A 17,075-nucleotide genomic window follows, 5' to 3' on the forward strand; every position below is an offset into this window, starting at 1 on the left:
TACCATCGTAGGTCGCCGGTCAGCTCCGGAGCACATTGAAGGCATGCTGGACCCTTGTCGGTAACTTCCTGTTTCTGTCTCAGGCCCTTCCGGTGAGCAGAGGGCCGTCAATCGGGAGGTTGTCTGAGACGGTGCGACGGAACTGCGCCGAGATGGCGAGCAGAGCGAGGAAGTAGACTCCCGCCCCAATCCCGACGAGGATGATGACTGTCGCGAAGTTGTGTGCGAGCAGGCGGTAGGTATTCTCAATCCAGAGTCCCCCGTAGACGACCCCACCCATGAGCAGGGCAGCGATCCACTGGCGAGCGATCTCGACGTAGGGGACGGTGAAGTCGACGAGAGAAGAGAGGTAATAGTAGGCAAGGGCAAGGGAGATTGCAGCCGAGAGTGCGGTGGCGATCGCTGCCCCGATCAGGCCGTAGAGATAGATGAGAGTGACGTTGAGAATAATGTTCGTGACTACGAACACTGCATTGACTCGGAAGGCGATGTCCGGACGATCGAGTCCATTCACCGTTGTGAGAAGCGGTTTCTGATAGCTATATATCAACACGCCCACGATCAGGACGACGAGTACGACGGACCCCATAGAGAACTCTTCACCGTATATTCGCAGAAGCCGATCAGAAAGAAGAAGGCCACCTACGAGCCCCGGGATCAAGATGAGTCCGGTGTAGGCTATAGCACTGTCGAGGATTCGTGCTACCTCATGCTTTTTACCCTCCGATGCAAGCTGGCTGATTTCCGGAAAAATACTGCTACTCACCGAGTGGCTGAACTTGAGGAGAAAGACTGCGATGCTCCAGGCGACCGAGTAAACCCCAATCTGCCCCGTGGGAACGAAAAAACCGAGAACGATGACGTCGATCCAGTTGAACGTCCGCGATTGAACCATCCCGAGCCAGGCGTATTTGGCGTATTCGAAGAGGCTCATGAAGTGGCGCTTCGATGGGAGTGAAAACGAAGGAACCAGTACGACAAGTGCGACTGCCCCCGCTACGATCCACCCGATTGCGTATCCCGCTAGTAAGCCAGCCAGTCCGAGGCCAGCTATGACAGCTCCGATTTGAAGCAGGCTACGGATCGTGATCCGGATCGGCGCAAGGACTCCGGAGATATGAACCAGGTGGTTTCCTTTTAGAACGGCGCTGAAAAAGGAATATATCTGAGTGGAGAAGAGCATAAAAACGAGAAGCAGTGCCACCTCTGTACCGACATAGTCGTTGACGTATCCATCGAAGGCCAATATCCCGAGGGCCAAAATCACAAATAGCATGAGAATTAGTATTGCCCCGGCAGCAGTGTACTCTCCTTTCTCGCTTCCTTCGCTCAGCCGCTTTATTAGCGCAGAACTAACACCGATTCTGCCGCCGATTTTTAACCACGCGAGGAGTGCTAGAACTAGATAGTACTGTCCGAGGATGTCTGCCCCGAGAATCCGGGCAAAGAGGATCACCGCGACGAATGAAAGAATAGAGGCAACTACGTTCGAAACGAAATGGATTGCTGAGGTCTGCCCAAGCTTCATTCATCAATTACCTCTTTTAGTACCTGGGAACTGTTCCGGATTGTGTTAAAGAACACGATCGTTATGATCCTTCTTTCGGTCTCGTTTCGAGTGATTTCAGCCGACCAATTTATGCCATCGTCCTAGATATTTTCTGTATGGCTGTCGATTTTAATTTCCCCTCGCTCTCTAGCGTCCGAATATTAGCTACGGATCTGGGACGAGCGACGAAGGAGATGTTCATGCGGCCCTATCAGGGACTCTGGTATACGCTCACTTCTCGATATCCGATTGGAACGAACGTCTTCGAGCGTGAGTGGGATCTCCTCATCGTTCTTGACGCGTGTCGAGTTGACGCCATGCGAGAGGTGGCTGACGAGTACGAATTCATTGAGAACGTCGATTCGATCTGGTCTGTGGGCAGTAATTCCCACGAATGGTTGGCTCAAACGTTTTCGAAGAAGTGGTCTGACGAGATTTCTAAAACGGCGTATATTACAGCAAACTTCCACTCGAAATTTTTGTTCCGGGAGAATTGTTATCCTCCAGAACGACTCAATGTTCCGTTTTACTGGACTAATTGGGATGTCGTGGAACCTGATTCAGTCCAAGATATCGTTGATGTCTGGGAAGGCTATCGTGATGACGATCTGGAAGTTACGCCACCAGATATCGTAACTGACCACGCGATTGATCGTGGACGAACAAGGGGCGGATCTAAAATTATTGTTCATTATATGCAGCCTCACGGCCCATACATAGCTAATGCAGTTAAAGAGGGGACGACGCCAACGGAGATTGAGCGCGGGGCATGGAGGAGTCTAAGGGAAGGACAGGTCGAGAAGGAAGAACTTTGGGAGTACTATCTTGAGAACTTACGACTCGTTCTCGATCAGGTAGATATCCTATTGGAAAATTTCGATGCGGAACGCGTAGCGATTACGTCGGACCACGGTGAAGCGTTCGGAGAGTTTGGAGCGTATGGTCACCCCGAAGGATTTCCCCACCCAGTAGTCAAACGGGTCCCCTGGATTGAGACTACCGCGGAGGATCAGGAGACCAGAACCCCAAAAATCAGTTCAAAATCACGGGAGGATGTTGAGATCCGAGATCGCTTAGACGCGCTGGGATATTTGGAGTACGCTCTTGTGTAGCACATTGTTGATTTCAGAGAGTAGCTTTGACGGCATGTTTGAGCGCTTCTCGTCCGGGTTTGCGATAGAGTTCTCGTCTGAGTTGGAACGCTCGGAGATACTGTGTGAGGCGGTCTTTTGAGATGCCTCGATGCGGCGAGAGCCACCGTCGCGCCAGCGACGCGTGGCTCTCGCATGTGTTGACGTGGACTGCGTCATCGGCGTACTCACCATCTCCGTGAACGACGTATTCGCGGTCGAATTGGTCGTCTTCTCCAAGCGGATCGTACGCGCTAAATCCGTCGGTATAGACGGTGAGAGGCTCCTGCTGGCGGTCAGCCAGCAGGAGCCGAATCGTCGATTCATCTGCGGATTTCGCCGGTACAACGTACCGCTGATCGGTGCTACGATCCACGAGGACGAACACGGGCGGTTTGTCCTGTTCATACGTTCCGCGCCCGCGTCGAGCGAGGCCGCGAGAGCGCGACCAGCGGTCGCGCTCGCGGCCTTTCAAACCGGCAGAGACGTAGAACTCGTCAATTTCGACCGGTCCACGGAGATTGAGTGACGGCGCGTCGAGCGCTTCGGCGAAGCGCTCGACACGCCTGTGGATCGTTTTGTAGGTGACTTCGATTTCGCACTGTAACTGCCTGAGGCTGGTGTTAAACCGCAAAAACGCGTAGATCGAAAACAACCACTTGCGGAGCGCAATCTTCGAATGAGCGAAGATCGTGCCGGTTTTATCGTTGAACGTGCGGCCGCAATCCTTACAGAGATACCGCTGAAAGTGCCCATAGCTGCCGTTTCTGACCGTTCGGTCAGAACGGCAGCGGGGACAGGAAACGCCGTCACGCCAGCGAACCTGTTGGAGCAGGTCTGCTGCGACCGATTCCGACCCAAACACATCTAGCGGAATCATCCGTGTCGGACACCGCTGACGCGGTGTCCTTGTCCTCTTCGACTCGACAGCGGCAGCTCAGCAGTATCAACAATCTCCTACTGAAGAGCGTTTGGAGTAACTAATCCCAGATCCGAACTTCAACGCGGGGCGTTTCAACAAAAGGTATCAAACGATACAACGTTTTCTTCAAGTAGATGAGTCGTTTGACGTCCTTTTGCGTTGCATTTCCCAGGTTCCCAATTCGGTTATCTGAAACGAATTTCGCATCGCCGATTTTTATGCCCTGCATCGGCAGTCGAAAATCGTGTTCGAAAGCGAAGATTGATCCCAAAGATGGAGTCGATCGATCCCGATTTTTGACTATCTCCATTCGTTCCTGTATCTTCTTTTTGCCGATGTCCGAATCCTGTGGGGGTAACTCGAAGGTTGCACTGAGAATCACCCAATCCGGATGATCCTGGAAGGTCGAATAGCGGTGGTCGAATTCTAGCTCGTTTCGAGAAAGCGTCCTGATTTTGCTCCCGTCGTAGATCTCTACTGAGTGCACAAAATCCGAAATTGACTTGTCATGGCGATAGCCGCGACCTGCGTTCATGTGGATCCCGCCTCCGATAGTTCCGGGGACAGAGTAGAGGTATTCTGGCCCTCCGAGATCGTTTTGTACACAGAAATTAACAAACTGGGGAAGCATGACGGACGCGCCGGCACGCACGGTGGTGTCATCCAGAAGTTCGAGATCGGTACAGGCGTGTGTCGACTTGATAACTATCTCGTCCAGTCCGTTATCGCTCGGAAGAACGTTCGAGCCGTTTCCGAGGATCCGAAATCCTTGATCCTTAGAATTACATGCGTCAATTGCGTCGACGAGTTCCTCTTTTGAGTTGGGGAGCATTATTTTCGTCGAACCTCCTATTTTGATCCACGTGTGGTTCGAAAGTTCGTCGACTATCTCTTCCATCGGTGTGTGTTCATTCTCTCGGCCGATTTATAGCTTGTCTCTGATTGGTGTTTGATAATATTACTCTGGATTTGTGGGATCTTGACAACCGTGGTCTATTGCCGGTTCTACATTGCGAACTGGACCGGGGTTTTTAAATTGACTCCTGCTAATTGTCGCCGTAGTTGCTGAATATGAAGATTGGTATCCTCACACTCCACAACAATCGAAATAAGGGGTCTCTTTTGCAAAACTACTGTTTACTCAAATCTGTTGAGGACTTATTCCCGGAAGCAACGGTTGAAACCCTCGATTATCGGTGTCTCTCTCACGAATTCAAACGATATAAAAATTCTCTAGTTACGAAGCAGTTGGATGCGATACCGGCTCGAATCCGTGATTTTCGTCTCTCTACGGAATTCCTCTCGAAAAATTGTAATTTGACTTCTGCAAAGCTCATTTCCGACCGGTATGGAAAGGCTGTTTCGTTTGTTAATGAGCAGAACTACGACTTGCTGATTTTTGGTAGCGATACGATATGGAAGGTTACTGGAGATTATAACCGACGATTTTCCGGAGAAAGGCCCTTTCCGAACGTCTACTTTGGCGGGACACAAATCTCGGCCGAAAAGGTCGCTTATGCTGCATCTGCAAATAAAACCGACGTGGATCGATTCACCGGTTCCGAACGCCACTTTGTAACTGAGTCTCTCACTGACTTTTTTGCAATCGGTGTTCGGGATGCTCATACTGAAGACGTATTACGAGACCTGGACGTGCTGGATTTTGAGCGTGTTCCCGATCCGACGTTCATTTATGACATTGCACAGGATTGCAACGATAACAAAGAATATCGCTCTGCTCTCGCTTCCGAAAAACCAATCCTCGGAGTGAACACTCCCAGAAATCCGCTGATTTCCGAGTTAGTGGGCCGATTCCGAAGAAAGGGCTATCTGATCGTATCGCCGAATGCATCACCGTATACTGATGTTGATTTCGTTGGAGAAGTCTCTCCATTTGAATACTACCAACTTCATGGTGAGTTTGATTTCATGATAACCGATAGTTTGCACTCCACGATATTCTGCCTCCAGCATAGGACCCCCTTTATAACTATAGATTTAGACGAAAAGTATGGGAACGTGTACAGTAAAACCAAATCACTCCTCGACGAGTTTGAGTTATTGAATAGACACGTTGACGGATTTGCGATCGATAGCAGGGAGTTTGACGTGGAAAGATACACCGAGATCTCGACTTCCGAGTCCGAGAAGATTGGTGAGATTCTACAAAGACATCGTCAAGTTGGACGGGACTTTCTAGACCGTACGCTGACTGCTGTTAGAACAGACGTCAATGACTAACCGCCCCCACATCTGTTTTATCTCCGATACTCTGCATACGTATTTTGGGTCCGGAATCGAACCCGGAACTGGCGGGGCAGAGCGCCAGCAGTACATGCTCGCTACCGGATTGCGGGATCTGGGCTATGAGATTTCGATCGCGACGCTCGACTACGATCAGGCACGTCGCGACCGTGTAAACAGGATCGACGTCTGGCGCGTGATCCCCGACGTTCGGGGGGTACCGCGGGCACCGTACAAGGCGTGGAAGACGATTCGTGGACTGCGCGAAATCGATGCGGATGTCTACTACGTCCGCGGTAACGACTTGCTCTGTATGATCGCCGCGCTCCACACCAGTCTGGCCGATGCGTCGTTCGTCTACGCCGTCGCGAACGACGCGAACGTCGATCCGGAACTCCTCGCACGCCAGGGCGTATTTCGGCATCCATTCCTGCTGGCTATGCGAACTGCTGATCGGGTCGTCGCTCAAACGCACCATCAGCAGGAACTTCTCATCTCCGAACACGATGTCGAGGCACCCAGGATACCCAACGGCTACGAAATTCCGGAGGAATCGGAGGTCGTCCCTCACTCCGATCGAGGCTACGTCCTCTGGGTCGGATCGATGGACCCGACGCAGAAGCGTCCGGATCGATTCCTTGATCTCGCTCGGGAACTCCCCGACGTACCGTTTCGAATGATCGGCCCTCCCGACAACGATGCTCCGGGGCACTTCGACGAGATTGAGACCGAGGCCGCCGACATACCGAACCTTGAGTTCCTGGGATTTGTGGATCCACACGAGATTCACGAGCACTATCGATCGGCGATCGCTCTCGTCAACACCTCCGACTACGAGGGCTTCCCGAACGTCTTCCTCGAAGCGTGGCGATATGCGACGCCGGTCGTCTCGTTGTATCACTCGTTGGATGGCGTCCTCGACGAGCAACCGGTCGGAACCCACGCGGGATCTATGGACGCCCTCGTCGACGCAGTCGATCACATTTCGTCCGACGTCTCACTTCGACAGGAGCTGGGCGACGGTGGACGGGAACACATGATCGAGAACTACTCCTTCGACCAACTGCTCGATCGGTACGAACGAGTTTTCGAGGAAGTTTATCAGGAATCTCGCTCGTAACGACTCCTCTTGCCCAGCTACAGTACCTCTCGATAGATATCCACTAACCGTTCCCCAATTCGATCCCAACTAACTTCCCTGACGACCTCGCGCCCGTTCGACCGGCCCTCGGACTTCAGAACCTCCAGAACCAGCGCCGCCAACTCCTCTTCACTCTCCCCGACCCCACCGGGCTCCACTCCCGTCAACCGCTCCCGGACGTCCCCCACGCCCGTCGAGACCACCGGAACATCACACGCCATCGCCTCCTTGACCGTGTTCGGCGATCCCTCGTGTCTCGACGTCAACAGCAGCGCGTCGGCCGCGTTCACGTAGTACGGCACCTCCTCGTGGGGCACTCCCGAGATCGTCTGCAACTGCACCGCCTCGCCCAGCTCCGCCTCGATCCGATCGACCACCCGTCTCGCCAGGGGGTAGTTCTTCCGCTCGTAGTCGGGCGCGTACGGGAACAGCACGTGCGTCCCGTCGGGATCCCACCCGACGCGCTCCCGAGCCACCACCCGATCGACCGGCCGGAACCGCTCCAGGTCCACCCCACTCGGCACGATGTGCGCGTCCGCCCGCCCGAGCAACTCCCGCATCTCCTCGCTCCGGACCGTCACCGCGTCGGCCCGCCAGGCGAACGCCTTCGTCACCAGGCCGTCGACGCCGACCACGTCCGAGCCCCACAGCGTGAGCACGACCGGCAGCCGGAACTGCGTGACCGCGTACGGGGCGGTCAGCCCGTAGTTCGCGTGGATCAGGTCGTACTCCCCTCGGCGCAGCTCCCGCCGGACCATCGGGAAGAACTGCAGGTACTCCCGGACGCCCCGCCGCGCCGCCATGTCGCCGTCGATCTGCTCGGCGCCGGGGACCACCAGCACCGTGCAGTCGACGCCCTTCCGCTCTAAGGTCTCGATCTGTTGCCGGAAGAAGATCTCCTCGGCGGTGACCAGGTGCAACACGCGGATGTCGGCGGTGTCCGTCATGGCGTCCGGTGATCGGTGGAAGGTCCACCGTCGGACGGTTATAGCCTTCGCTTGTCGTCGTGAGCTACTCGTGGGATCGTCACCGACTGATAGCCCCACCGGAGGTGACTGCACCTCGGTGTCGCCGTCTCCGAAACAATCGAGATCCGACCGTCTCATACTGATTATTGTAGCGATTTACCGGTCGATCGGCCACCCGGCCCGCCGATCGTCCGGTTACGCCCGAGAATAATCAGTATCAGAGGCCGGACAGCCAGATGGGATCGGTCTGTGCGGGGTCGAACGGGAGTGCTTCCAGGTGGGCGACGGCGACGCGGACGTCGCTTCCGGACATGTCCTGTGGTGCGACGAGTATCGGGACGTCGGCGTTTCTGCCTCCGAAATCGGAGACGTCCGTCGAAAGTACCGCGTACCGTTCCGATTCGGCGTACTCCGTGATCGCGTCGTCGGTCGCTTCCGGGCCCAACGGAGAGACGTCGCGGCTGTAGACGACCTCGTGGCCGTCCCCCCGGAGGGCGGACACGTACTCGTCGGGGACGTTCGTATCGGCGAGAATTCGCATTTATCAGTCGGCTCGCTCAGTCGCGTTCGAACCGTCCGCGAGCAGCGATCGGGTTCGACGCTCTCCGTTCTGCCGTGCGGTCGCGAACTCCCGTTCCCGGTCGGCGAACGCCTCCCGGTGATCGTAGTAGTACGAAAGCGCCGTGAACAGTTCGGCCATCGAGACGTCGTACTCGCCGGCGACGACGTGGGGGTCCTCCTGCTCGTCGATGACCCGACGCTTGACGTCGAGGACGGTGATCCGGGTGCCGTCGATCCGTGGCGATCCCGACCGGATCTCCTCGTCGCGGACGATCCTCGTCATGGGTGTCCGTTGGTCGGCCTGCCGTATAAACCCTCGAACAACTCGGACAAACAGCGTTCAGATAAGCGATGGGTGGTCCGTCCGACCGGCCGGGTGGGACTGAAAGGGGCCGGCGTCTCGGCGAACCCGGATCCGGCAAGCACCGCAGCGAAGCGAGGAGCGCAGCCGTGATCCCGGGAGTCGAGACGCCGGGGGCTTTCGAGCTGTTCGTACAGTGGTCGAGCCACTGTTCTCGACCGACCGAACACTCCCCGTTCACACCACCGAAACCGAAGACGTCCGTCGAACGGATCGCGTCCCGTTCCGATTCGGCGTCCACCGTGATCCCGATCAGTCGACTCGCTCCGTCGCGTTCGAACCGTCCGCGAGCAGCGATCGGGTTCGACGCTCTCCGTTCTGTCGTGCGGTCGCGAACTCCCGTTCTCGGTCGGCGAACGCCTCCCGATGCTCGTAGTAGTACGAAAGCGCCGTGAACAGTTCGGCCATCGAGACGTCGTACTCGCCGGCGACCACGTGGAGGTCTTCCTGTTGCGTCGACCGTCGGAGGGTCGGCTGTCGCCTGCAATCGAGAAATCCCGGACCGAACGCTTATCCCATATTCGGACCTAGTGATCCGTATGAGCACCGGTCGCGAAATTCGTCTCGTCGAGGAGGACGACGGGTGGTGGTCGGCCATCGACGAGGACGTGGGCGTTGCGAGCCAGGGGCCATCGCGTGAGGAGGCCCTCGACAACCTCGACCAGGCGGTGGCGGCAACCAGACGGGCCCGGGCCGAGGACACGTCGGCTCCCGAACCCGACGCGCCGTGGTTCGAACGCCGATAGATGGGTTCTCGAGATTTCTCCGGCGAGGAAATCGTTTCCGTGCTACAGAAGTTCGGATATCGGCACGACCGAACGCGCGGCGATCATGCGATCTTGAAGTACACCCATCCCGTGACCGGGGAGAAACGAACGGTTACGGTTCCGCTTCACGACCGCGTTCGAACCGGGACGCTCCAGAGTATCGCCGACCAGTGTGGAGCGAACGATTTTCACGCGTGGTGTGATACTGGCAGTTGTAGTGATTTACCGGTTGATCGGCCACACGGTGGGCCGATCGTCCGGTAACGGCCGACAACTGTCAGTATGTTGGATCGACGAACACCGGTGATGAGCACCGAGGAGTCGACGAACACGAGCTCTCTGTCGGCAGCCATTCGAACTCAGCCCTCGACGACGGGCCGCAGCGCCTCCAGAATGATTCCAGCCTCCAGGGGCGGAATCTCCTGCTCGCGGGCCACGATCTGGTGAGTCACCGACCCGTCGGGGAAGTTATTATAACCGAGGGAACGCCGAGAATCCGCCATGAGCAACGGAGACGAGGGCGTCGCCGGACTCGGGAGACACCTCTTGCGTCCCTCGCGCACGGAGGGACTCCGTCGGCGGCTGGAGGCGTTCCTCGACGAACACGCCACTGAAGATGGACCCGATCTTCGGGACCTCCGGGCCGCCGCTGCCGGGGGGAAACCCATGAGCGACGTCGTCGACGACGCTCGCGAGGAACGGCTGTGATCACCTCCCGTGGCCGGTTCAGGGAGTGACGACCGCAATACAATTACCGGTCGACGTCAAAGGGTCGAACATGCCTCCAGACGAGGAGATCCGGACGGCGCTCGCTGCGCTCAAGCCAGCGCTCCAGGAGGAGTACCCCATCAGCGAGCTCGGGATCTTCGGCTCGTACGCCCGGGGAGAACAGCGGCCCGACAGCGATCTCGACGTGCTCGTCGCGTTCGAGCGGCCAGTGACGTTGCTCGATCTCGTTCGCCTGGAGAACGAACTGACGGAGCGGCTCGGCGTCGACGTCGATCTCGTCACGAAGGGGTCGCTGAAACCGCGGATCGAATCCCGCGTTACCGACGACATCGTCTACGTATGACCGAGGTGCTCGATTACCTCGACGACATCCTCGCAGCCGCCGAGAAGATCGAGCGTTTCACCGGAAACATGAGCTACGAGGAATTCCTCGAAGACGAAAAGACGGTCGATGCCGTGCTCCGGAACTTCGAGGTGATCGGTGAGGCAGCAAAGAACGTGCCGGACGACGTCCGCCGGGAGTACAGCGACGTGCCGTGGTCGGAGATGGCCGGGATGCGAGACAAACTGATCCATGGATACGCCACCGTCGAATTGCGGATCGTGTGGCAGACCGTTCAGGACGAGATTCCTACGTTAACGGCCCAAATCGGACAAATTCGCGCCGAACTCGACTCGGAGTGATCGCGGTCGATCTGCGGACGCCTTCCGGTGATCGTCGTCGACGCGAGCCATCTTTTATGTGATGGCGAGGCTACCTACTGGTATGGCCCCTGCGACCGACGACGTGGACGGGATCGACGTCGATGCGATCCGCGGCGTGCTCGAGGGACACCCGATCCGGCTGGGCGTCCTCTTCGGCTCGCAGGTCACCGGGTCGACACACGCCCACAGCGACGTCGACGTCGCGGTCGAATTCGACGCGGAGCTGTCGTCCGACGACAGACGGCGGGCGCGTCTCGACGTGATCGTCGAGCTGACCCGGGAGCTGGGGACCGACGACGTCGACGTGGTCGATCTCGACGGAGTTCGGCCGGCGGTCGGGAAGGCGGCCCTCGAGCGCGGGGTGCTTCTGGTCGGGAGTCCCGATCGGGCCGACCGACTCCGACGTCGGTTCGCCGATCGGACGCCCGACGACGAGAACGGGGACCGACTCGCCCGGTTCGACGCGCTGCTTGCCGAGATGGAGGAGGCCGTTGACGTCTGACACGGAGACGATCGAGCGCATCGTCGACAAGGTCGAATTCGTGGCGGATGCGACGGGGCTACTCGCCCGGAAACAGTCGCTCGGACGAGAGGAGTACCTCGCCGATCGAGAGCAGCAGGCGATCGTCGAACGGGAGTTCCAGGTCGCTATCGAGGCGTGCATCGACATCGCCGAGTTGCTCATCCGGGATTCGGAGGAGGAAATGCCCGCCACCAACGCCGACAAATTTCACCGTCTCGAACGACTGGGCGCCCTCTCGACGGAAACTGCGACTCGAATGGGGGAGGCTGCCGGGTTCCGAAACGTCCTCGCACACAATTACGGGGGCGACCTCGACGACGAACAAGTGTATTCCCATCTCCAGGAGGATTTGCGATGGTTCCCGATCTTCTGTCGCGAAGTTCGAAAGTATCTCGACGAGGCAGCTACTGACGACGGATAGGGACCGTTGTAGCGATGTATTCGAGTGAGAGGGCTGACAAAACGTTTTACTGCTACTGGACACTAAAAGTGTCCATGGGCACTAAAAGTGATCAAAGAGTTGGATTGCACATCTCCTTCCCGTTCGGGGAAGAACAAGTGTTCCGGTACGTGGCGATGGAAGACGTCCTCGAACTCCTAACCTGCAACCCGTTCAGGGAGTTCACCGTGCGCCAGCTTCGCGAGATCACGGACAACGGCTCGAAGACGACGACGCGTGCGGTCGACCTGCTCCAGGGGCTGGGGCTCGTCCGGGTCGACGAGAGCGGGCGCAGCCGGAGCGTGCGCCTGAACCGCGAGCGAGTGATGATTCCCGAGGAGCCGTTGTTCGCGCTGCCCCAAGACGAGTTCCGCGAACCGGTGCGAGAATTTGTCGAACGGGCTCGCCGGGAGGTACCGTCGTTTTCGGCCCTGCTCGTGTTCGGGAGCGTCGCACGCGGTGAGGCCGACCGCCGCAGCGACATCGACGTCTGGCTGCTGGTCGAGGACAGCGACGACATCCTGCAGGCACGACGCACGGCGACCGATATCGCCGTCGACCTCGGCGAGAAGCGATTCGGCGAGCCGGGTGACCGCTACGAGTTCGAGGTGTTGGTCGAGTCCGTGGAGTCGGCGGTGAGCCACGGCGAGGCAGACGACGGAATCGACGAAGTGCTGGCCGAGGGAATCGTGATCGAAGACAGCGACGCGTTAGAGCGCGTCAAAGACGTGGCGTTGGGAGGTGCCGACGCCGCGGAGGTGCTCGGCGATGCGCAGTGAGGATCCGTGCAGCGACGAGTTGAGCACCGTCGTTGTGGCGTTCGAACCGTCCGCGAGCAGCGATCGGGTTCGACGCTCTCCGTTCTGCCGTGCGGTCGCGAACTCCTGCTCCCGGTCGGCGAACGCCTCCCGGTGATCGTCGTCGTACGAAAGCGCCGTGAACAGCTCGGCCATCGAGACGTCGTACTCGACATCGAGGACGGTGATCCGGGTGCCGCCGATCCGTGGCGATCCCGACCGGATCTCCTTGTCGCGGGCCACGATGCGGTGGGTTACTCGACCTCGGGACGGGGGGCGTTCTCGTATTTCACCATTTTCTCGGGCTTGTCGGAGATGCTCTCGTAGATCCTCTGGAGGGTCTCCTCTGCGGCGAGCAGGTTGTGTTCCTCGAGGAACGCCAGTCCCTCCTCCGTGAGTCCGTAGAACTTCCAGGGATAGCCCTGCCGGCGCTGGTCGTCGTCGAGTGCGACCTCCCTCACGATGCCAGCGTCGATCAGCTTCTGGACGTGCTTGTAGACGGTGGCGTCGCTCACGCTGGGGTTGAGTTCCTCGAGTTCGTACATCGAGGGCAACTGCTCGGGGTGCTGGAGGATGTTGTTGACGAGCGCGAACCGCGTCCGCTGGGTCACGAAGTGGACGAGTTCGCGGGTTTCCGTCCCCTCGGCGGTCCCCACGTCGGTGCTCATACGCCACGGTACACGCCCCGACGTCAAGTAGTTTACCCTCGGGTAAATTACTCTAACGTAAACAGAAGGACGAATAACTCGGTGAATTACTCCATAAATCATATCTTGCGGTTCCGAGAACGGCAGTGCATGTCCGACGAGGAGTCGCCCGTCCCCGAGAAAGTTCTCACGAGCGCCAAAGAGCAGCTCGGCGAGGAGGAGATCTCGCTGGCGGACAACGAGGAGATCCTCCACGCCCTGAGCGAACTGACGCCCGTATACGAGAACGATCGATCGTACTTCGTCCTCGGGAACTACGACCGGGAGCCGATCCGGCGGCTGAATCTAGTGGTCGATCGCCTCAACCGCCGGCAGGACGCCTACGCCTTCCGGATGGTCGACATCCGCGGCGAGTGGGACAACAGTATCCAGAAGTTCTGCCTGATCGCCGACGTCGTGACGCACCTCGTCGGCGTCGCCGAGAAGGAACCGAGCGACTTCCTCGTCGAACAGGGTCTGCTGGTCGGGACGATCGAGTATTTCTCCAAAAGTCACGTCCTCAAACGAGAGTACGAGGAGGAGCATCCGTTCGGCTGGATGCAAGATGGCGTCTTCGAACTGTTCGACCGGCACGGGCGATTGTACCGCTGGCGGACCGAAGAGGACCTCGTTGCGATGACCGAGGAACTCCCGTGACTCGGTATTCGAACGAGATCGCGAGATCTCGGTTCCTCGACGGCCTCCGAGACCGGGAGACGTACTCGGAGGTCGTGTTCAGATAAGCGATGGCTGGCCCGTCCGACCGGCCGGGTGGGACTGAAAGGGGCCGGCGTCTCGGCGAACCCGGATCCGGAAAGCACCGCAGCGAAGCGAGGAGCGCAGCCGCGATCCCGGGAGTCGAGACGCCGGGGGCTTTCGAGCTGTTCGTACAGTGGTCGAGCCACTGTTCTCGACCGACCGAACACTCCCCATTCCTCCCCCGAAACCGAAGACGTCAGTCGAACGGATCGCGTCCCGTTCCGATTCGACGTCCTCCGTGATCCCGATCAGTCGGCTCGCTCCGTCGCGTTCGAACCGGGACGCTCCAGAGTATCGCCGACCAGTGTGGAGCGAACGATTTTCACGCGTCGTCCACCGATCGACGTCGGGGGACGCGTTGCAGCACCCGCGGCGGTGTGCGCTCCGATCCTACTCCAGCCGACGGAGGTCGCCCCGCCGTTCGGCGTGCATCACCTCGCCGGCGAACCGCCGCAGTTTGGCGACGAGTTCGCTCTCGCTTTCATAGGTCTCGACACGCAGATCCCACCGGACTGGCGCCGATCGGATCATCGCACTCGTCACGTCGTCCTCGTGGACGAAGATCAACCGGTCACCGTGCGTCTCCGCGACGTTCTCGAGGACACTGCCGGCCTCTTCCCCGACGCCAAAATTGTGACCGAGGAACGGCACTACGAACGCGGTCGCGTTGCTGCACCGGGCGTATTCGATGCTCTGGGTCACTGCATCTACGTCGGCGGTGTCGACACCCACATCGAGCGCGAGAAACGCATTCACTCCCGGGTCGGTTCGAAGTTCCCCCTGAACGCGTCGCAAGAGTGCCTGCGCCGCGTTGATGTCCGCTTTGTTCCGGAACAGCCGGCGCAACGGCCCGGGAAGATCGTCGACGTCGATTTCGCGGCGTTCCTCCTCGCTGAGCACGTAGTTGAGGTTGAACGACTTGTACGGTCCCATCAGATAGAAGAGAAACCGGTCGTACGTCACGCCTCCGAGCCGCTCTGCGATCAACTCGCGCGTGATCTCGACGGTCATGGCTGCGCCTATCCGGCAGAAATATATAAAAAGCGGTGTTTTCGAGAACTCTCGGCTTGATAACGACTAAACGTATTCGACTCCTAGCGTGACGCACGATGGCGACGGATCAAACGCGGAGGTTCGGCGGCGACGTCCCGGACGATCCGGCAGATCTGCTGCCCGAGGAGAGCGTCCTCGATCTCGACGAATACCTCGACATGCACGCCGCTGTGGGTCACCGCACCCGCTATGAAATCCTCTATCGGCTCGTCCACGGCGGCGAGATGAGTCCGAAGGAACTCGAGGGCGCACTCGAAATCGACGATAGCACGCTCCACTATCACCTCAACAAACTCGTCGACGTCGGCCTGGTCGAGAAGCGCCAGCGCACGGAACGGGGACAGGGCGGGCTGTACACGTATTATCGCGCGACCGTATTCGGTGAGGTAACGCTTACCGACGGCGTCGACGAGTTGATCCGCGGCGAGCAGACGTTTGCGGAACTGTACGACAGCTCGACTGCGTGAGTTCCTCGCGACCGATCGGAACCGTACAGATACCGGAGAGTCCTGCAACCACCCACAGCTGGTCGATATAGAAAAAATTCGAGAGGACGGTTGTGTGCAAGACGGTCGTGTTCAAGACGGTCGTGTTCGGGACGCTCGGGTTCGACGCTCTCCGTTCTGCCGTGCGGTCGCGAACTCCCGCTCTCGGTCGGCGAACGCCTCCCGGTGATCGTCGTCGTCCGAACGCGCCGTGAACAGTTGGGCCATCGAGACGTCGTCCTCGCCGGCGACGACGTGGGGGTCCTCCTGTTCGTCGATGACTCGACGCGTGACGTCGAGGACGGTGATCCGGGGGCCGTCGATCCGTGGCGATCCCGACCGGATCTCCTCGTCGCGGACGATCCTCGTCGTGAGCGTCCGTTGGTCGGCCTGCCGTATACCCCTTCGAACAACTCGGACAAACAGCGTTCAGATAAGCGATGGCTGGCCCGTCCGACCGGCCGGGCGGGACTGAAAGGGGCCGGCGTCTCGGCGAACCCGGATCCGGCAAGCACCGCAGCGAAGCGAGGAGCGCAGCCGCGATCCCGGGAGTCGAGACGCCGGGGGCTTTCGAGCTGTCGTCACGAAGCACACAACGACGCAGTCATCGACGTCCACAACGAGCTCGATCAGTCTGCTAGTCAGTTCGTCTTTGGTTCGGCGACGACTGTCCGGCGCGCGACGCGGGGAGGACGTCAATCACAGAGACACTCGTGAGACTGCCCAGCGAGATTACTGATCTGTGAGTGGATCTCGTCAGCGAGCGCGACCATCGAATTCGCCCGGTCGTCTGTGGCCATCCCGTCTTGATAGTACGTGTGTGCACGGTTTTCGTTCCAGAGGTCTTCGAGTTCCGTCGCAACCTCGGCAGTGACGAATCCGACTTGGGCGCTTCGATTGTAAGCGTACCACTCGGACAGGGCAGAGTATTTATCCGTGATTCGGACGTACTGACTCGTATGTCGGGTCTCGCAGAGGATCTCGATGCGATCGCGGCCGCCGGCGGCTACGACGACACCGACGCCGTGGTCGAGGAGGCCGTTCGTGAGCTGTTGCGTCGGCGTCCAGAGCTTCGGCTGTCGCTCGCAGTCGAGAAATACCGGGCCGACGCCGTGAGCCTCAATCGGGCGGCCGAGCTGGCGGGCGTCTCGGCGGAGGCCTTCAGGGACGAACTCGCAGACCGGGGGATCGACCGCGATGCCGGATTTCTGTCCGACTCAAAGCGGGACGATCGGCTGGAGACGTTCACCGAGTAA

At 58.7% G+C, this 17,075-nt stretch carries 25 protein-coding genes and 1 pseudogene; 15 read left to right on the forward strand and 11 right to left on the reverse strand.

Annotation, left to right across the window (positions count from 1 at the left end; translation table 11 throughout):
* Window positions 1-79: 79 nt before the first annotated feature.
* Entirely contained in the window at window positions 80-1,528 is a 1,449-nt protein-coding gene (locus RH858_RS13975) for an oligosaccharide flippase family protein (protein WP_310562195.1), read from the reverse strand.
* A gap of 137 nt (window positions 1,529-1,665) precedes the next feature.
* On the opposite strand from RH858_RS13975, the gene RH858_RS13980 reads away from it, so the two are divergent.
* Window positions 1,666-2,661, forward strand: coding sequence for a hypothetical protein (locus tag RH858_RS13980; protein WP_310562196.1), 996 nt, complete (start codon window positions 1,666-1,668; stop codon window positions 2,659-2,661).
* A 13-nt stretch (window positions 2,662-2,674) separates the two neighbouring features.
* On the opposite strand, the gene RH858_RS13985 is transcribed toward RH858_RS13980, so the two are convergent.
* Both RH858_RS13985 and RH858_RS13990 read right to left on the reverse strand, forming a co-directional pair.
* Window positions 2,675-3,559, reverse strand: a complete 885-nt coding sequence (locus tag RH858_RS13985) for an IS1595 family transposase (protein WP_310562197.1) — start codon at window positions 3,557-3,559, stop codon at window positions 2,675-2,677.
* A gap of 100 nt (window positions 3,560-3,659) precedes the next feature.
* The gene (locus tag RH858_RS13990; protein ID WP_310562198.1) at window positions 3,660-4,499 is read right to left on the reverse strand and encodes an FAD-binding protein; all 840 of its coding nucleotides are present in this window, start codon (window positions 4,497-4,499) and stop codon (window positions 3,660-3,662) included.
* Window positions 4,500-4,672: 173 nt separating this feature from the next.
* On the opposite strand from RH858_RS13990, the gene RH858_RS13995 reads away from it, so the two are divergent.
* Window positions 4,673-5,842: a polysaccharide pyruvyl transferase family protein gene (locus RH858_RS13995; protein WP_310562199.1), complete on the forward strand. Its 1,170-nt coding sequence runs from the start codon at window positions 4,673-4,675 to the stop codon at window positions 5,840-5,842.
* Window positions 5,835-6,965 carry a glycosyltransferase family 4 protein gene (locus RH858_RS14000; RefSeq protein ID WP_310562201.1) on the forward strand — a complete coding sequence of 377 codons (1,131 nt, stop codon included), beginning with the start codon at window positions 5,835-5,837 and terminating at the stop codon, window positions 6,963-6,965. The genes RH858_RS13995 and RH858_RS14000 overlap by 8 nt, the downstream gene beginning before the upstream one ends.
* A gap of 17 nt (window positions 6,966-6,982) precedes the next feature.
* Here RH858_RS14000 and RH858_RS14005 read toward each other — a convergent pair whose 3' ends face one another.
* The 4 genes from RH858_RS14005 to RH858_RS14020 form a co-directional block, all read right to left on the reverse strand.
* Window positions 6,983-7,933, reverse strand: a complete 951-nt coding sequence (locus tag RH858_RS14005) for a glycosyltransferase (RefSeq protein WP_310562203.1) — start codon at window positions 7,931-7,933, stop codon at window positions 6,983-6,985.
* 238 nt (window positions 7,934-8,171) lie between these two features.
* Window positions 8,172-8,495: a DUF5615 family PIN-like protein gene (locus RH858_RS14010; protein ID WP_310562204.1), complete on the reverse strand. Its 324-nt coding sequence runs from the start codon at window positions 8,493-8,495 to the stop codon at window positions 8,172-8,174.
* Between the two features lie 3 nt (window positions 8,496-8,498).
* A complete protein-coding gene (locus tag RH858_RS14015) occupies window positions 8,499-8,798 on the reverse strand; it encodes a DUF433 domain-containing protein (protein ID WP_259534130.1) in 300 nt (99 codons plus the stop codon).
* Window positions 8,799-9,128: 330 nt separating this feature from the next.
* Window positions 9,129-9,311, reverse strand: a complete 183-nt coding sequence (locus RH858_RS14020) for a hypothetical protein (RefSeq protein WP_310562205.1) — start codon at window positions 9,309-9,311, stop codon at window positions 9,129-9,131.
* Window positions 9,312-9,415: 104 nt separating this feature from the next.
* Between RH858_RS14020 and RH858_RS14025 the strand changes: the two are divergent.
* The 8 genes and pseudogenes from RH858_RS14025 to RH858_RS14060 all read left to right on the forward strand — a co-directional run.
* A pseudogene (locus tag RH858_RS14025) lies at window positions 9,416-9,550 on the forward strand (type II toxin-antitoxin system HicB family antitoxin); the annotation flags it as partial.
* A gap of 72 nt (window positions 9,551-9,622) precedes the next feature.
* The gene (locus RH858_RS14030) at window positions 9,623-9,907 is read left to right on the forward strand and encodes a type II toxin-antitoxin system HicA family toxin (protein WP_310562206.1); all 285 of its coding nucleotides are present in this window, start codon (window positions 9,623-9,625) and stop codon (window positions 9,905-9,907) included.
* Between the two features lie 237 nt (window positions 9,908-10,144).
* Entirely contained in the window at window positions 10,145-10,351 is a 207-nt protein-coding gene (locus RH858_RS14035; protein ID WP_310562207.1) for a hypothetical protein, read from the forward strand.
* A 70-nt stretch (window positions 10,352-10,421) separates the two neighbouring features.
* The gene (locus RH858_RS14040) at window positions 10,422-10,715 is read left to right on the forward strand and encodes a nucleotidyltransferase family protein (protein ID WP_310562208.1); all 294 of its coding nucleotides are present in this window, start codon (window positions 10,422-10,424) and stop codon (window positions 10,713-10,715) included.
* Window positions 10,712-11,056, forward strand: coding sequence for a DUF86 domain-containing protein (locus RH858_RS14045; protein WP_310562209.1), 345 nt, complete (start codon window positions 10,712-10,714; stop codon window positions 11,054-11,056). The genes RH858_RS14040 and RH858_RS14045 overlap by 4 nt, the downstream gene beginning before the upstream one ends.
* An 82-nt stretch (window positions 11,057-11,138) precedes the next feature.
* Window positions 11,139-11,579 (forward strand): nucleotidyltransferase domain-containing protein, encoded by a 441-nt coding sequence (locus tag RH858_RS14050; protein ID WP_310562210.1) that lies wholly within the window; start codon window positions 11,139-11,141, stop codon window positions 11,577-11,579.
* A complete protein-coding gene (locus RH858_RS14055; RefSeq protein WP_310562211.1) occupies window positions 11,569-12,021 on the forward strand; it encodes a DUF86 domain-containing protein in 453 nt (150 codons plus the stop codon). Before RH858_RS14050 ends, RH858_RS14055 begins: the two co-directional genes overlap by 11 nt.
* A 74-nt stretch (window positions 12,022-12,095) precedes the next feature.
* Window positions 12,096-12,818: a nucleotidyltransferase domain-containing protein gene (locus tag RH858_RS14060; protein WP_259534120.1), complete on the forward strand. Its 723-nt coding sequence runs from the start codon at window positions 12,096-12,098 to the stop codon at window positions 12,816-12,818.
* On the opposite strand, the gene RH858_RS14065 is transcribed toward RH858_RS14060, so the two are convergent.
* Window positions 12,750-13,079, reverse strand: a complete 330-nt coding sequence (locus RH858_RS14065; RefSeq protein WP_310562212.1) for a DUF433 domain-containing protein — start codon at window positions 13,077-13,079, stop codon at window positions 12,750-12,752. The genes RH858_RS14060 and RH858_RS14065 overlap by 69 nt on opposite strands.
* An 11-nt stretch (window positions 13,080-13,090) precedes the next feature.
* Entirely contained in the window at window positions 13,091-13,504 is a 414-nt protein-coding gene (locus tag RH858_RS14070; protein WP_259534118.1) for a MarR family transcriptional regulator, read from the reverse strand.
* A 129-nt stretch (window positions 13,505-13,633) separates the two neighbouring features.
* Between RH858_RS14070 and RH858_RS14075 the strand changes: the two genes are divergently transcribed.
* The gene (locus RH858_RS14075; RefSeq protein WP_310562213.1) at window positions 13,634-14,179 is read left to right on the forward strand and encodes a hypothetical protein; all 546 of its coding nucleotides are present in this window, start codon (window positions 13,634-13,636) and stop codon (window positions 14,177-14,179) included.
* A gap of 492 nt (window positions 14,180-14,671) precedes the next feature.
* Here the strand turns inward: RH858_RS14075 and RH858_RS14080 are convergent, their stop codons facing one another.
* On the reverse strand, window positions 14,672-15,292 hold the full coding sequence (locus tag RH858_RS14080) for a hypothetical protein (RefSeq protein WP_310562214.1): 621 nt from the start codon (window positions 15,290-15,292) through the stop codon (window positions 14,672-14,674).
* A gap of 98 nt (window positions 15,293-15,390) precedes the next feature.
* Here RH858_RS14080 and RH858_RS14085 point away from each other — a divergent pair, with 98 nt between their 5' ends.
* Window positions 15,391-15,801 (forward strand): winged helix-turn-helix domain-containing protein, encoded by a 411-nt coding sequence (locus tag RH858_RS14085; protein ID WP_310562215.1) that lies wholly within the window; start codon window positions 15,391-15,393, stop codon window positions 15,799-15,801.
* 111 nt (window positions 15,802-15,912) lie between these two features.
* On the opposite strand, the gene RH858_RS14090 is transcribed toward RH858_RS14085, so the two are convergent.
* Entirely contained in the window at window positions 15,913-16,143 is a 231-nt protein-coding gene (locus RH858_RS14090; protein ID WP_310562234.1) for a hypothetical protein, read from the reverse strand.
* Here RH858_RS14090 and RH858_RS14095 point away from each other — a divergent pair.
* Both RH858_RS14095 and RH858_RS14100 read left to right on the forward strand, forming a co-directional pair.
* On the forward strand, window positions 16,039-16,536 hold the full coding sequence (locus RH858_RS14095) for a hypothetical protein (RefSeq protein ID WP_310562216.1): 498 nt from the start codon (window positions 16,039-16,041) through the stop codon (window positions 16,534-16,536). The two genes, RH858_RS14090 and RH858_RS14095, sit on opposite strands and share 105 nt — an antisense overlap.
* A gap of 242 nt (window positions 16,537-16,778) precedes the next feature.
* Entirely contained in the window at window positions 16,779-17,075 is a 297-nt protein-coding gene (locus RH858_RS14100) for a UPF0175 family protein (RefSeq protein ID WP_310562217.1), read from the forward strand.

This window comes from Halalkaliarchaeum sp. AArc-GB (assembly GCF_031432225.1).
Classification (GTDB): domain Archaea; phylum Halobacteriota; class Halobacteria; order Halobacteriales; family Haloferacaceae; genus Halalkaliarchaeum.